The sequence below is a fragment of the Chitinophaga parva genome, from assembly GCF_003071345.1.
Lineage (GTDB): Bacteria > Bacteroidota > Bacteroidia > Chitinophagales > Chitinophagaceae > Chitinophaga > Chitinophaga parva.
The window spans coordinates 16,707-31,501 of sequence record NZ_QCYK01000004.1 but is presented as its reverse complement, the minus strand read 5'-3'; the positions used below and the strand labels follow the sequence as shown (position 1 = coordinate 31,501).

General features: G+C 53.4%; 15 protein-coding genes. 4 read left to right on the top strand and 11 right to left on the bottom strand.

What is annotated here, in order from left to right:
• Nucleotides 1-37: 37 nt before the first annotated feature.
• The 4 genes from DCC81_RS24140 to DCC81_RS24125 all read right to left on the bottom strand — a co-directional run bounded on the left by DCC81_RS24140 (nt 38) and on the right by DCC81_RS24125 (nt 3,413).
• Nucleotides 38-1,531 (bottom strand): alpha/beta hydrolase family protein, encoded by a 1,494-nt coding sequence (locus DCC81_RS24140; protein ID WP_108689337.1) that lies wholly within the window; start codon nt 1,529-1,531, stop codon nt 38-40.
• Nucleotides 1,532-1,787: 256 nt separating this feature from the next.
• Nucleotides 1,788-2,177, bottom strand: a complete 390-nt coding sequence (locus DCC81_RS24135; RefSeq protein WP_108689336.1) for a DUF423 domain-containing protein — start codon at nt 2,175-2,177, stop codon at nt 1,788-1,790.
• Nucleotides 2,170-2,673 (bottom strand): shikimate kinase, encoded by a 504-nt coding sequence (locus tag DCC81_RS24130; protein ID WP_108689335.1) that lies wholly within the window; start codon nt 2,671-2,673, stop codon nt 2,170-2,172. The genes DCC81_RS24135 and DCC81_RS24130 overlap by 8 nt, the downstream gene beginning before the upstream one ends.
• 83 nt (nt 2,674-2,756) lie before the next feature.
• Nucleotides 2,757-3,413 carry a 4'-phosphopantetheinyl transferase family protein gene (locus DCC81_RS24125; protein WP_108689334.1) on the bottom strand — a complete coding sequence of 219 codons (657 nt, stop codon included), beginning with the start codon at nt 3,411-3,413 and terminating at the stop codon, nt 2,757-2,759.
• A 184-nt stretch (nt 3,414-3,597) separates the two neighbouring features.
• On the opposite strand from DCC81_RS24125, the gene dcd reads away from it, so the two are divergent.
• Together dcd and DCC81_RS24115 are read left to right on the top strand one after the other, a co-directional pair.
• The gene (gene dcd, locus DCC81_RS24120) at nt 3,598-4,134 is read left to right on the top strand and encodes a dCTP deaminase (RefSeq protein ID WP_108689333.1); all 537 of its coding nucleotides are present in this window, start codon (nt 3,598-3,600) and stop codon (nt 4,132-4,134) included.
• Between the two features lie 20 nt (nt 4,135-4,154).
• Nucleotides 4,155-5,906, top strand: coding sequence for a DUF885 domain-containing protein (locus tag DCC81_RS24115; protein ID WP_108689332.1), 1,752 nt, complete (start codon nt 4,155-4,157; stop codon nt 5,904-5,906).
• A 28-nt stretch (nt 5,907-5,934) separates the two neighbouring features.
• Here the strand turns inward: DCC81_RS24115 and DCC81_RS24110 are convergent, their stop codons facing one another.
• The 6 genes from DCC81_RS24110 to DCC81_RS24085 form a co-directional block, all read right to left on the bottom strand.
• Entirely contained in the window at nt 5,935-6,849 is a 915-nt protein-coding gene (locus DCC81_RS24110) for an RHS repeat domain-containing protein (protein ID WP_108689331.1), read from the bottom strand.
• 132 nt (nt 6,850-6,981) lie between these two features.
• Nucleotides 6,982-7,584 (bottom strand): hypothetical protein, encoded by a 603-nt coding sequence (locus DCC81_RS24105; protein WP_108689330.1) that lies wholly within the window; start codon nt 7,582-7,584, stop codon nt 6,982-6,984.
• Between the two features lie 102 nt (nt 7,585-7,686).
• Nucleotides 7,687-8,256: a hypothetical protein gene (locus DCC81_RS24100; RefSeq protein WP_108689329.1), complete on the bottom strand. Its 570-nt coding sequence runs from the start codon at nt 8,254-8,256 to the stop codon at nt 7,687-7,689.
• A gap of 103 nt (nt 8,257-8,359) precedes the next feature.
• Complete coding sequence (locus DCC81_RS24095; protein WP_108689328.1) at nt 8,360-9,607, bottom strand: TlpA disulfide reductase family protein; 1,248 nt, start codon at nt 9,605-9,607, stop codon at nt 8,360-8,362.
• A gap of 133 nt (nt 9,608-9,740) precedes the next feature.
• Nucleotides 9,741-10,412 (bottom strand): YggS family pyridoxal phosphate-dependent enzyme, encoded by a 672-nt coding sequence (locus DCC81_RS24090; RefSeq protein WP_108689327.1) that lies wholly within the window; start codon nt 10,410-10,412, stop codon nt 9,741-9,743.
• Nucleotides 10,413-10,491: 79 nt separating this feature from the next.
• The gene (locus DCC81_RS24085) at nt 10,492-11,631 is read right to left on the bottom strand and encodes an acyl-CoA dehydrogenase (protein ID WP_108689326.1); all 1,140 of its coding nucleotides are present in this window, start codon (nt 11,629-11,631) and stop codon (nt 10,492-10,494) included.
• Nucleotides 11,632-11,862: 231 nt separating this feature from the next.
• Between DCC81_RS24085 and DCC81_RS24080 the strand changes: the two genes are divergently transcribed.
• A complete protein-coding gene (locus DCC81_RS24080; RefSeq protein WP_205686430.1) occupies nt 11,863-12,810 on the top strand; it encodes an arginase in 948 nt (315 codons plus the stop codon).
• Here the strand turns inward: DCC81_RS24080 and DCC81_RS24075 are convergent.
• On the bottom strand, nt 12,807-13,886 hold the full coding sequence (locus tag DCC81_RS24075) for a DUF3810 domain-containing protein (RefSeq protein ID WP_108689324.1): 1,080 nt from the start codon (nt 13,884-13,886) through the stop codon (nt 12,807-12,809). The two genes, DCC81_RS24080 and DCC81_RS24075, sit on opposite strands and share 4 nt — an antisense overlap.
• Before the next feature lie 15 nt (nt 13,887-13,901).
• Here DCC81_RS24075 and DCC81_RS24070 point away from each other — a divergent pair, with 15 nt between their 5' ends.
• Entirely contained in the window at nt 13,902-14,780 is an 879-nt protein-coding gene (locus DCC81_RS24070) for a fructosamine kinase family protein (protein WP_108689323.1), read from the top strand.
• Nucleotides 14,781-14,795 lie beyond the last annotated feature (15 nt).

The following is a 14,795-nucleotide window of genomic DNA, read 5'->3' as shown; positions in this document are numbered from 1 at the left end:
CAAAATTAAGCCGGCCGCTGCACAATACCCGAATTAATTATTTCGACTGCAGGGTCGGTAATAAGGTAAGCCAATTGCTGATAAAGTCCACCACGTTGGGCGAAATAGATTGCTCTAAGGTTTCATATTCGGCCACGGTACATTCCTGGCATTCCTGCAGGAGGTGATTCAGTCCCTCAAATTTACGGATCGTGATCCGGTTATTTCCCCCCTGGCGCAATAATGCATCAATACCATTCAGGTTCTGGGTGGCATCCACCTGGATGTCACGGCTGCCGTTGATGGCCAGGAAAGGGCAATGGATCCTTGGCAAATAATCTGCCGGATTAAAACGCACGATGGACAAGAGTTCCGGGCGGCTGAAGCCAGCTACGTTGGAAAAAACATATTGCGCTTCCGGCACACCGGCTTTCACAGAGTCCGGCAGGGCCGCGTATTCGCGCTTCACTTCGTCCGTCAGTTTTTTGGATAAGGCCGTTTTATCCGTTTCCGTGCTCATGATGCCGAGGATGTTCTTCATATAATCCAGCCGGGTCTTTATCTGCTCCGGCGTAGCATTCATAGAGCGGTACACCAGTTCATTCTGTTTCAGCATCAGGTCTGCGCCCGGTACACCGGGGCCCGAAAGGGAAACGCAAAAGGCCACGTACGGATTGTCTGCCGCTACCACCTGCATTACCTGGGCGCCTTCACTGTGGCCCAGGAGGCCAATGTGCTGTACATCCACATCCGGGCGGGTGCGCAGGTAAGCCATGGCGGCGCGCACGTCGCTGGCAAAATCGCTGATGGTGGCCGTGCTGTAATTACCGGTAGAAGCGCCTACACCGCGGTCGTCCAGGCGCAGGGTGGCAATACCTTCCTTGGCCAGCTGGTCTGCAATGATCCAGAATGGCTTGTGGTCAAACAGGGTTTCATCGCGGTCCTGCGGGCCGGAGCCGGTAATGAGGATCACGGTAGTATAGCGCTTGTTGCGGTTGGGCCGGGTGAAAGTGCCTGCCAGCGTTACTTTCGCGCTGTCGTTGTGCACCAGTATTTCCTGTGATAAATAATTGAAAGGTGGTTTGGGTGTCTGCGGACGATTGTGTTTGATATCGGCCTCCGTGGTTTCCACGCGGCTGAAGCCCAGGGGCAGGCTAAGCCCCCCTTGTTTAAAACTGCCAATGTAAGCGCTGGCGCGGAAATCCCAGATGCCACGGAAGCTGCCCCCTACCATAGGTACGGCAAAGGCCAGGGTATCGCCATGCAGGGAAGCGTGGTTGATGGGAAAGCCCTGCTTTACCTGGTCCGGGCTGAAAAAGGTGCCGGTATAGCTGGTGTCTGAGGTGCGGTCCAGGAAAATATTGAGGCGCAACTTGTGGCCTTGCATGCTAAGCACGCTGTACCAGTTGCCGGAGATGTCGGGGATATCCTGTGCCATGGCGGCAGTGCCGGTCAGTAGAGCGACCAGGAGAGCGAAACCGTATTTCATGTAGTGCGTTTTGAGCGATGGGTCAAATGTATGATGCACATCCGTTCCTGCTGCATTTTTCATACATCAATATATCAAAAAAAATTGCATTTATCAGGCGGGGGCGGTGCATAGCTACGACAATTGCGGGGTATTGCCGGATAAAATTTCGTTAAATGTGGCCCGTGACCCGGGGCCTGTTGATGGAAAAACCGCCAGCACTGCGGCTCAAAAGCAGCGGCAAATGTGGCCCGTGACCCGGGGCCTGTTGATGGAAAAACCTCCAGCACCGCGGCCCAAAAGCAGCGGCAGTGGAGGCTTACAGATCGTTATGCGTTTTCTATTTCCATTTCAGTACGGCCAGCAGCAGCAGCACCCAACCGATGATGTAGCATAGCCCCCCGAGCGGTGTAACCACACCAATGATGCGGGGAAACTCCACGTTGGCGGCCTTGCACAACACGATGGCGTACAGGGAGCCGGAGAAGAGCAGGGTGCCCATAATGAACAGGCGGCCTGCCCAGGTGAGCTGGGGACCGGGCATCCAGTTAAACAGGATGGCCACGGCCAGCAAAGCAAATACATGGTAGAACTGGTACTGCACACCGGTCTGGAAAGTGGCCACCGCATCCGGCGTCACCAGTTCTTTCAGTTTATGGGCACCAAACGCGCCGAAGGTTACTGCCAGGGCGCCCATCACGGCCGCCCACACTAAAAAGCCTTTATGCATTTGCTAATTTTTCCGCAAAGGTATCTAAAGAAATATCATCCTGGTCTATGATGATCTGGGCCTGCTCATAAAAAGGACGGCGCTCGCTCAGTTTCATTTCTATGAAGTCCGGCACTTCTTCATCCGGCATATCAGCTATCAGCGGGCGTTTGGACTTCTTGCGCAGCAGGCGCTCCGTCATCACCTGGATGGATGGATGGATCCAGATGGTGGTGCCCCGCTCGTTCATCAGGTCAATGTTTTCCTGCAGGCAGGGCGTGCCGCCTCCGCAGGAAATGAGGAACTTATCCTGTTTGGAAAGTTCGCGCAGCAGGTTGCTTTCCTTGCGGCGGAAGTACTCCTCTCCTTTTGTTGCAAAAATATCGCTGACGGCCATTTCTTCATCCTGCACAATTACTTCATCCAGGTCATAGAAAGGGAGATGGTATTGGTCTGCGAGTTGCTTGCCCCAGAAGGATTTTCCGGCGCCCATAAAGCCAAGTAAAAAGATTTTCAAATTGGTTCGGTTTTAAAATGATACGTTTTGCAGGTTTAAATTAAACTAATTTTTTAACCTTTAAAATGCGTGGCATAAATACACTATTTCGAGCCGGGCGATAGCGGTGCGCAGGCCCCTTCCGTGGCCAGGGTCCAGGCCAGGCAAAGATCGTTTTCCAGCAGGTATTGTAAATGCAGCAGGGCTTTGTCTTCCTCTTTTTCAAAATCGCAGTGGATGAAGCCCGCAGGGCGGCAGGGAAAAGGCAGCAGGCGGATGTCTGCCCGGAAATCAATGCCTCCCAGCCCATACCATTTGTACACGGCTTCCTTGGCGCTCCAGCAAATGGTCTTGTGTGCCAGGGTGCGCGCCGGGTCTATGAAAGCGCGTTCCGCAGCATTGAGGAACTTGCCGGAGATCTTTTCAATGGTGGGCTGCATTTGTTCTATGTCAATGCCCACGCTGCAGGTACGGCTGATGATGGCCGCGGCATAATCCCCGCAGTGTGAAATGGAAAAGTGGAAACGCCCGTCTGTAAGCACCGGCTTGCGGTTATGGGTTATCCGGATGTCTGCAATAGGAAAGTCTGCAAAAAGGCTGGTGAGCAGGTAGCGGCCGGCCAGGTGCTGGAGGCGCTTGTGCGGGTGATGGATGGCGGATTGCACCTGTACCCTGGTCTCAAAAAAATCCGCGGATTCTGCTATCTGCCACACACCCAGCCGCGTCCCGGGATCAATTTGTATGGTACGTATTAAAGGCATATCTTGCCAAATTAAACGCTAAAAGCTGAAAGAAAAAAATTGTACAAAGTACAGTGTACAACGTACAAGGTACTTATTATTATAAACTTTCCGGTAGGCGAACACGCAAAGGCCGTGCAAAAACAGGTTGTACATTGTACCCTGTACATTGTACACTGTACATAATACCTAATACAATTTAGTTATGATCCTGTCCGATAAGCGCATTCTTGAAGAAATTTCCAAAGGTACCATCCTCATCGAGCCATTTGACCGCAAGTATCTGGGAACAAATTCCTATGATGTGCACCTGGGCAAATACCTGGCTACTTATAAGGACCGTGTGCTGGATGCGCGGGCCCATAACACCATTGAACATTTCGAGATCCCGGAAGAAGGCTTTGTGCTGCACCCAGGCACCCTGTACCTGGGCGTTACGGCAGAATATACCGAAACCCACGCCCACGTGCCTTTCCTGGAAGGCAAGTCCAGTACCGGCCGCCTGGGCATTGACATCCATGCCACCGCCGGCAAGGGGGATGTAGGTTTCTGCAACACCTGGACCCTGGAAATTTCCTGCGCCCAGCCCGTACGCATTTACCACGGCATGCCCATTGGCCAGCTGATCTACTTTGTGGTGGAAGGCGAAGTGGAAACTTTCTACAACAAAAAGGGCAATGCCAAATACAACGGCCGCACCATCCGCCCGGTAGAAAGCATGATGTGGAAAAACGACTTTTAATTTTCCTGAAATAGTCTCCCATGAAAAAAACAGTTTTGTTCATGCTGGCCCTGGCGGCCGGCTTTTCGGCGTGCAGGCCCGGAACCGGCGGCCATAGCAGCAATGCAGATTCCACCGCCAGCAATGTCTTTCACGCTTACACGCTCCGCTTTGCAGATGCCGCGCTGAAACAATGGCCCGACTTTGCCACCGGCGCCGGTTATCATGCCTATGACACCGTGCTGGTGATCCCCGGCAAAGCACAGCAGGCGGCAGACCTGGATTTTGTAAAAGCCCAGCTGGATTCCCTGGCCAGCTATGACACCACAAAACTGGACGCCAATAATCTCACGGATTATTACCTGATCCGCAACCAGCTGCAATCCACCAAATGGGAGATCAGTACCCAGAAAAGCTTTGAGTGGGATCCCGGCACCTACAATGTGAGCGGCACCTTTGCCACCCTGCTCAATGAACATTACGCCCCACTGGACCAGCGCCTGCAAAGCTTTTATGTACGGCTGGCCAACGTACCCGCGTATTATGAAGCTGCCAAAACCCTGGTCAACAATCCCGCACCCGAACTGCAATCCCTCGCGATCGATCAAAACCTGGGCGGTCTTTCCATCTTTGAAAAAGACCTGGCCGATTCCCTGCATCAATCCACCCTGCCGGATAGCCTGCAAAAAAATATCCTGGCCCGCGCCAAAACCGCTGCTGCTGCCATCCGCGGTTATGCGGACTGGCTGAAGGCCCTGAAACCCGCGCAGCCACGCAGTTTCCGCCTGGGCAAGGCGCTTTATGAACAGAAGTTCCAATACAATATCCAGAGCACTTTCACCGCTGCACAGATCTATGATGCTGCCGTGGCCCGCAAGCAATACCTGCATGGGGAAATGGCCAAGATCAGCCGCCAGCTCTGGCCCAGATATTTTGGGCAGCAGCCCATGCCGGCAGACTCCCTGGAACTGATCGGCCGGATGATAGACACCCTGTCTACCGTGCACGTAAAACCGGAAGATTTCCAGCATGCCATCTCGGAAGAGATTCCCCGGCTGGAGGCCTTCATCAAAGAAAAGAACCTGCTGTACCTGGATGCTTCCAAACCCCTGGTGGTGCGCAAAGAGCCCGCCTACATGGCAGGGGTGGCCGGCGCCAGCATCAGCGCCCCCGGCCCGTTCGACAAGAATGGCAATACCTACTTCAACGTGGGCAGCCTGGCAGGATGGCCCAAAGAAAAAGCAGAAAGCTACCTGCGTGAGTACAACCAATACATCCTGCAGATCCTTTGCATCCACGAAGCCATCCCTGGCCATTACACGCAGCTGGTATACTCCAACCAGTCCCCCAGCCTGATCAAATCCCTGCTGGGCAATGGTGCCATGGTGGAAGGCTGGGCCGTGTACACGGAGCAGATGATGCTGGAAAACGGTTTTGGCAACAACGCGCCTGAAATGTGGCTGATGTGGTACAAATGGCACCTGCGCACCGTGTGCAACACCATCCTGGATTACAGTGTACACGTAAACAATATGAGCAGGGAAGATGCCCTGCACCTGCTCACCAAAGAAGCCTTCCAGCAACAGGCGGAAGCCGAGGGCAAATGGAAGCGCGTGAGCGTGACCAGCGTGCAGCTCACCAGTTACTTCACCGGTTACAAAGAGATCATCAACCTCCGCGAAGCCCTGCAAGCCAGGCAGGGCAAGGATTTCAACCTGAAAGCCTTCCACGAGCAGTTCCTCAGCTACGGTAGCGCACCGGTAAAATATATCAGGGAGCAGATGTTGAAGTAGGTGGGTCTTAGGACCTAAGACAATCTTTCTAAAAATACACCAGCTCCCGCTTGTAATATGCTTTCATGTTGCCATTGGCATCGGCCACTGTTTTGGAGGTCCAGTTGCCTTTTTTATCAAACTCGTAGGTGATCACGTCGGTCGCTTCGTTGTCGATGTTGCCGGCGTCGTCTTTTACGAGGCTCTTGAGCACATTGCCTTTCAGGTCGTATGTGAGGGTGGTTTCTGTGCCGGCGGTGGCGTCTTTTTTTACTTGTTTGATGAGCAGCCAGTCGCCATTGTAAGTGGAGGCGGTGCTATTGAGCAGGTAGAAATTTTTCTTTACCGGATCGCTGGCGTATTTCTTTTCGGAGGCCAGGTTGCCGTTGGCGTTGTAGGTGTAAAGCTCTTTGGATACGGCTTTTGCGGGATGCCCTGCAAAGGTGCGGCGCTCCGTGATCTGGCCACCGGTGTTGTATTTATTCTGGTAGCTGATGCGGAAGGTGTCTATGCCACCGCCATTCACGCCGGTCTGGCGGGTAAGGCTGTTGTGGTCATCGTACACAAAACGTTCACTGTAGTTCAGGTGGCCGTCGCCGGCATAGGCTTTCTTTTCCACCAGGTTTTCGCGGTCGTCGTATTCATATTCCTGGCGCAGGTAGAGCGATACCTGTTTCAGGTCGCGGTAGGCGCCCTGGTTGAAGTAGATGAGATTTTCGCTGAGATAGCCGTCTGTATTGAAATTGAATACGTCTTTGCGGTAGTAGGAGCCTGGTTTTTCGCCGTTGCGGGCAATGTACTCATACTGGGTCATCGTCTTCACTTTCCATTGCAGCTGCAGGGCGTACCAGCTATCCTGCAGGGCCGTTTCATTGAGCCGCTTGTTAGAGCGTGTATGGCAGGCCGTGAGGGTGGTGAGCAGTAGGCAGGTAATGGCTAAATGCCTGATACTTAGTTTACACATAGGGTTTGCAAATATATTCATCTGCGCGGGAATTGCAATCAGTGACCGGCGTTGGCTGCTGTCAAAGGGTTACAATTATTCATAGGTAAATAGCATGCTTTGCCAGCTGATCCCGCAACGTGGAGCCCCGTATTAACAGGCGCCCCCGCCCCAGATCCTGGTCTTATACACAGACTTACCATCCTTCAGCACCTCCAGCGTGCCCTGGTAAGTAAAGCTGTCAGACGCTTCATGCGATTGCTGGTTGCTCAGTACAATGTGCACCCGGAATCCATGTCCTACGTACGCCACGTTGTTATCATCTTCGCTGCTGTGGGCCAGGTCTGCGCGCAGGTACACCCGCACCCCGTTGATTATCAGCATGCCCACGGACTGGCCGTCGCTCACGAAAATGTAATGCTCTGTTTCAAAATCCTGCTCCGTTTCCGCAGATCCATCGCTGCAACCCTGGATAAAATCAGGGATGCCGTGGATCTTGTCCAGTTTCACGGTGGTAAGATTTGCCAGGGCGGCAATGGGCGCGTCGGAAGTGTCTATATCGGGCATTACGCTGGGCAGGGCATTGGCAGCCAGGCTGTCGTTGGCCGTAGCCGTCCTGTTCATGCCGGCAAGGGCAGTATCTGCAATGGTGGCATCGGTACTGTCACCGGCATTGCCGCTGTTTTTATTGTTGGAAGAGTTACAGGCCAGCATCACCAGCGTGCCCAGGGCGAAAACGAATGCAAATTTGCGCATAGTTAAACGGATAATTTTGCTCACAGCCGAACATGGGTCCGGAAGAGCAAGATACATCACATCTGCAGCAGCGCCTACTTTTATGTTGATTTTTTCCGCCCGTTAGCATCCGCCCCCGCCATACACCGGCACCACGATGTGCTCCCCGCCGTAGCTTATGTCCATATACCCGTCAAACAAAAACGTGCCTTCCTGGCTGTCCTGGCGGTGCAGCATTTTCACGTGCACCTGGTATCCATGCCCTTTGAACCACCATTCAAAAAAGTTGTCCGGTTCCTTATCCACCGCACGGAGGAACACTACCTGGTGGCCCGCTTTCAGCTGCATCACCCGGCCGCTGCCGGCCAGCACAAAGGTATTGCGCCGGTACTGGGCTTCGTCTGTGGCCACGCCGGTAAGGCAGTTGCCTTTCACTTTTGGCACGCCGGTAAAAGGTCTAATGTCCAGCGGGTCTGTGATGCCTTCCACCGGCTTCTCACCGGTATCTGCATGTTTCACGGAATCGCCAAACACCGGGCCTGCTGCGTCCAGTACAGCGGGATACGACTGTACACAGGCGGGCAGTTTGGCCATATCTATGTTCACGCTTTTAATGGTACGGGTGGCCCCCGGTGTGGTTTGCTGGCAGGCGGCCAGGCTCCCGCACAACAGGAATAACACAAATCTCTTCATGGAAAGGGTAAATGCAGCTTAAATATATTACAAATAGTCTTAAAATGAAAATCCTCCCACGCGGGGCGGGAGGATCTATAAAAAAACGTGCAGGGTGGTTATTTTAGTATGCCGCGGCAACAGGCTGTTGCAGCAGTTGGTCCACCAGTTCGTTGAATTCTTTTTTGAAGGTCTCGTAATGCTCACCGGTACCTGGGCCGGAGAAGCCAGTGTGTACTTCTTTAACATCCCCATTCCGGCCAATGAAGATCGTGGTGGGAAAGCCTTTTATCCCCGTAAGCTGGGGCAGGGTCTTCTCTCCTTTCTGCGGATCGCCGGGTGTAGCGCCGGTGAGCAGGATGGGGTAGGTAATGCCAAAGCGGTGAATGAAAGGCTGCAATGCCTGCCTGGACTTCACCGGGTCTGTGGTGCGCTCATAAGCCAGGCCTATGATCTCTACGCCGCGTTTCTTATTTTCTTCATACCACCTGGAGAGGTAGGCATTTTCGTCCATACAGTTGGGGCACCAGGAGCCCAGCAGGGTTACGATCACTACCTTGCCCCGGTAGGCTGGGTCCTTGATGGATACGGTTTTGCCGTCCAGGTCCGGGAAAGAGAAATCCAGTTGCTTTTGTCCCGGTTTCATGCCTGCCAGCGCGGTTTCCGCCGGCAATGCAGCCTTGGGATCTTTATGGGCGTACCAGTCTTCCTTGTTGCTCAGGCCTGCGTAGAACACGCCGTTCCGCAGGGAATGGCCGCCCGTGATGGTGGCCTGGAACACGTAAGCATGGGAGCCGTCAAAGGTGCTGAGGCGCAGGGTATCACCACTCACGGTGCCCTCCAGGAAGCGGTAATCACCCGTGGGGGTCAGGAAGGTGCCGGTCACTTGGCTGCCGGTTTGTTTAAATTCGCCTACGGCAAAGGAGGTGTCCTTCGGGCTCACAAAATAAGTGGCCCAGCGGCCGGTTACGTTGCGGGTGGGCGCCTTGGCGGTGGAAAAACGGGTGCTCACTTTGGGTAGCGCGGTGAACGGGAAGATCATATCCCGCTCCGGCAGGTGGCGGATCCATTGGCCTTCCAGGCGGCCATCCGGCTGCAGGGCAGTTTTAAATTCAGAATCGAAGAAGGGCATCCGGAAGTTCACGGAATCGCCGCTTACGGTAATATCGTCTACCAGCAGGCGATCCCCGGCATTGCGGATGTAGATCACCTTGCGTGCAGCGCTGTCTTTTACTTCAAAGTTGAACACAATGTCTACCCCATCCGTACGGTGCAGGCGGCCCTGCCAGATACCGTTGGAAAGAGGCCCTCCATTACCTGCCTGGCTGGTAAGGCCGGAAAAGCAGGCAAGGATCAAAAGCATACGTTTCATGTAAGCGTGTTAATGATAAAAAAAAGGTCCGCGCACCCTGTGATCAAAAGTGCTGCGGACAAAATTACGGATTCAGCAGGGAAATCCTACTAAATAAGTAGACAAAAGGAATCTAACCGGGACGGATGGACAACTATTTCCTGGCGCCAAACAGGAGGCTGCCGATGCGCACCAGGGTGCTGCCGGCTTCCAGGGCCAGGGGATAATCGCCGCTCATGCCCATGGACAGTTCTTTGAAATGATCCGCGTCTGCAAAATAAGCGGCCTTTGCTTTTTCCTGCAGGGTTTTCAACTGGCGGAACTCGCGTATCACCTGGGCTTCATCATCCGTATTGGTAGCCATGCCCATAAGGCCTGTAATGCGCACATGGGTAAAGGCGGCAGCTTTTGCATCCGCCAGTAGTTGGAAAAGCTCCGTTTCGTCCAGGCCAAATTTGGTTTCCTCCCGGGCAATGTGCACCTGCAGCAGGCAGTCTATCACCCGCTGGTGTTTGGCGGCCTGTTTTTGTATTTCCTGCAGCAGCTTGAGGCTGTCCACCGTGTGGATGACGCTCACAAACGCCGCCATGTATTTCACCTTATTGCTTTGCAGGTGGCCAATGAAATGCCACTGCACATCCGCCGGGAGCTGGGGCTGCTTTTCCACGAGCTCCTGCACATAATTCTCACCAAAGGCGCGCTGGCCGGCGTCGTACAGCGCCTGGATATCGGCCACCGGCTTTATTTTAGACACTGCCACCAGGCGGGCGCCGTAGGGCTGCAGCTGCTCCAGCACGTGCTGGTACGCGGGAAGATTGATAGACATGGCGCGAAAGTAACAAATGAAAAGGACAGCGCGGAGTACCGGCTGCCCTTTTACTGTTTATTGACCACTAATGAAAAACCTATGCTAAAATGGAACGGCTGATCACGATGCGCTGCACTTCGGAAGTGCCTTCATAGATCTGGGTGATCTTGGCGTCGCGCATGAGGCGTTCTACGTGGTATTCCTTTACATAACCGTAGCCACCGTGGATCTGCACGGCTTCCACTGTTACGGCCATGGCAGTTTCTGATGCAAATACCTTGGCCATGGAGCCGCTCAATGTATAATCCAGGTGCTGGTCTTTTTCCCAGGCAGCCTTGTGCACCAGCAGGCGGGCTGCTTCTATCTGGGTAGCCATATCGGCCAGCTTGAACTGGATGGCCTGGTGCTGGCTGATCTCCTTGCCAAACGCTTTGCGTTGCTTGGAATAGTTCAGTGCCAGCTCATACGCGCCGGCGGCAATGCCCAGGGCCTGGGAGGCAATACCAATACGGCCCCCGGCCAATGTTTTCATCGCAAATTTAAACCCGAAGCCGTCTTCGCCAATGCGGTTTTCCTTGGGCACCTTCACATCCTGGAACATGATGCTGTGGGTATCGCTGCCGCGGATGCCCAGTTTATTTTCCTTGGCCCCCACGGTAATGCCGGGAGAGCTCTTTTCCACGATAAATACGTTGATGCCTTTGCTGCCCTTTTCCACGTGGGTCTGGGCTATCACCAGGTATACGCTGGCGGAGTTGCCGTTGGTGATCCAGTTCTTGGTACCATTGAGCAGGTAATGGTCCCCTTTATCTGCTGCGATGGTGCGCTGGGAAGTGGCGTCGCTGCCGGCTTCCGGCTCACTGAGCAGGAAAGCGCCAATGATCTGGCCCGTGGCCAGGGGCACCAGGTATTTTTGTTTTTGTTCTTCCGTGCCAAAGGCTTCCAGCCCCCAGCAAACCAGGGAATTGTTCACGCTCATACACACGGATACGGATGCATCTATTTTGGAGATCTCCTCCATGGCAATGGTGTAGGAAATGGTATCAAGGCCTGCGCCGCCATACTTGGGGCTTACCATCATACCCATAAAACCGAGCTGGCCGAGTTGCTGGATCTGTGCAGCCGGAAATTTCTGGTGTTCATCCCTTTCTATAACGCCGGGCAGCAGTTCATTCACCGCAAAATCGCGGGCTGCCTTGCGGATCATCAGGTGTTCCTCCGTTAACTGGTAATTCATTTTTTATAACGTGTTTTGGTGCTGTTGTTACAATAATACCTTTAAATACGCACCTAAAAAAGGCGGCTGCACAGAATTACAGCTTATCCATTGTTTGCCGGAAAATGTTGAATATAGTTTTACAATCTTCATCCCTCTTTGGATTTTATCTGGTTTTTCCAGGGGAATGCAAAACCATTTGCAGCCATGCGGCCCGGGAGGTTCGGGTAAATACACTAGTTTGCTGGTATTATGAAGAATATTAAGATAATTGAAGTGAAATCGGAGATCGGGGCCGGCACCCGGGGCGCTAGCCTGGGCGTGGAAGCCATCAAGATCGCGGCGCTGGACTTCATGAGTAATTTCTTTGTGCATTTTCCCTCAGAATCCATTGAAACAGAGAACCGGCTGCTGTTTGAGCCCATAGAATCCCCTTACGCCAAAAGAGTGAAAGGCGTATACACCATGTACGAGCGCATCAGCAAAAGCGTGTACGATACGGTAAAATCCAACTGGTTTCCCGTGGTACTTTCCGGCGATCACAGTAACGCCGGCGCCACCATTGCGGGCCTCAAAATGGCCCACCCGGATGCAAAACTGGGCGTGATCTGGATAGACGCACACGCCGATCTCCATACGCCTTACACCACCCCCTCCGGCAACCTGCATGGCATGCCCCTGGCCACCGCCATCGCGGAAGATAACCAGGATTGTAAAAATCACGAGCTGGATGAAAACACGGTGCAGTGGTGGGAAAAGCTGAAGAACATTGGCAATATCTCTCCCAAGGTGCTGCCGGAAGACGTGGTATTTATCTCCCTGCGGGATTACGAAAAAGAAGAAGACTACCTCATCCGTAAATACGGCATGAAAGTGATCACCACCAGCGAGGTAAGGCGCAAAGGTGCGGAAGCTGTATCGCGCAGCGTATTCCGTTACCTCAGCGATTGTGATTACATCTACGTTTCCTTTGATGTGGACAGCCTGGATGCATCTATCAGCCGCGGCACCGGCACCCCTGTGAGCAACGGCCTGCGGGAGCGGGAAGCGGAAGATCTCATTTCCAAATTCATGCAGCACCGCAAGATCTGCTGCTTCGAGATCACGGAAGTAAACCCCACCCTGGACCGGGAGAACCTCATGGCTGAAATAGCGTTCAACATCCTGCAGCGCAGCGTGAATGTGCTGATGATGAACTAGGAGATCTTATAATACGCCAGCAACCATCCCACTACATCATCGTAGCTGTCAATGCCCTGCTGCTGGTTATTGGCTTTGAGGTAACGGTCGAAAAGAAAGCTGAAAGAGGCGTCTGCCGCACCGCGGTAAGGCTTGTAGAAGGCCTTTACGGCGCGGTAATCATTGCGTACGCCGGCATAGGCCTGTTGCCAAGTGGCCTTTGCCAGGGTATCATTGCTGCGGGCCAGCTGGCTGATGGTGTACAGCAGCATTTCATAATGGGCGCCATAGCGGAAACGCAGGTCTGTACTGTGGCTGGCAGCCAGGAAACCAATGAAGTTAGCCTCCTCTTCCCGTGCATAGCCCAGCTGGTGGGCCATTTCATGACATACATTGAACGGTAGCACGAAACCGGGCACGGTGGTATTCACCTGGGCCTCGGCGGTGAATGGATTGAGATAACCGGCCACCCCGGTGTAGTTGAGCCAGTGGCCAAACAGGGTTGCCTTTACCGACAGGTGCTCATGCCGCAGGGCCGGCTGGTTGTCTGCCGCACGGGCATAGGCATTGCGCCCGGCTGTAAAAAGGGAATCGTCAGGGATGGAAAATTGCAGGGCAAAGGTGTCGCCCAGGGCAGGGCGCAGCGTATTCACCTGGTGTAACAGTGTATCCGCAAGGGCTTGCAGTGCATGGGTGGAATACTCACCACTTTTGAGGTGGAGGTTTTCCGCAACGGCATCACGGTTATAATTGTAGCCCCATAAGAGCAGGAAGCCCAAATACAGTCCCAGTAAGGTTCTCACGCCTTTGAGCAACATGTAAAAAAGACGCGCCCACTGGCCGGTAAATAATTTATGCAGGAGCTTCAACAGAAAAATAAATCCTGTAATGACCCAGACGCTGTAAATTACATCGCCAACACTTATTTTTACAATCCCTAAGGCGGAACGAAAGATGCTGCTGACCCACGGATACCACCTATGAAAATAGAAATGGGAGAACGAGGCACTTTCAAAGGCCAATTTTAGCAGGAGCAACACTATGATCACGGATGCAATGCTGTACAATTGCCTGTTTATTTTCGCTTTTAATTCCATAATCCGCTGAGCAATATGATGGATGAAACGTTACTGACTAACCTGGGCACTGCCTTATCCCGGCAGCTGGGTGTGAAAATACAGATTAATCGTACAGTGAGCATTGCCGGCGGCGATATCAATGACACGTACCGTATTGAAAGTAACGAAGGCCAGTGGTTCCTGAAAATGAACAATGCCCAGAAATACCCGGGCATGTTTGCCAAAGAATACGACGGCCTGCAAACGCTGGCCCGCACCGGCGCCATCAAAGTACCCCAACCCATCCTGTACGGCACCGCCGGCCCCCACGCGTTCCTGGTCACAGAGCTGATTGAAAAAGGCCGCCTGGTCAGCGATTTCTGGGAAAACTTTGCCGCCTCCCTGGCACAGCTGCACCGGCACAGCCAGCCTAATTTCGGTTATCATACCTCCAACTATATCGGCAACCTGAAACAGTATAACACGGCCTACAGTTCCTGGCCGGTGTTCTATGCCATGAACCGCCTGCTGCCCCTGGCCCGCGAGGCCTACGACCAGCAAAAGATGGATAAGGAAACCGTAAAACAACTGGAACTGCTGAGCAAACGGCTGCCGGACATTTTTCCTTCAGAGCCGCCATCCCTGATCCACGGGGACCTGTGGTCGGGCAATTTTATGGTGGGTAACAATGGCAAAGCCTGTATTTACGACCCCGCCGTGTACTATGGCCACCGGGAGATGGACCTGGCCATGACCAGGCTTTTTGGCGGTTTTGATACCCGCTTCCATTATGCATACCAGGCGGTATTTCCCCTCTCCCATGGCTGGCAGTCCCGCATTGGCGTGTGCCAGCTCTACCCACTGCTGGTGCATTATGTGATATTTGGCGGCAGTTATTTTAGTGACATCAAGGAAGTGCTGAACGAGTTCTGACGGCGGTTATTCCAC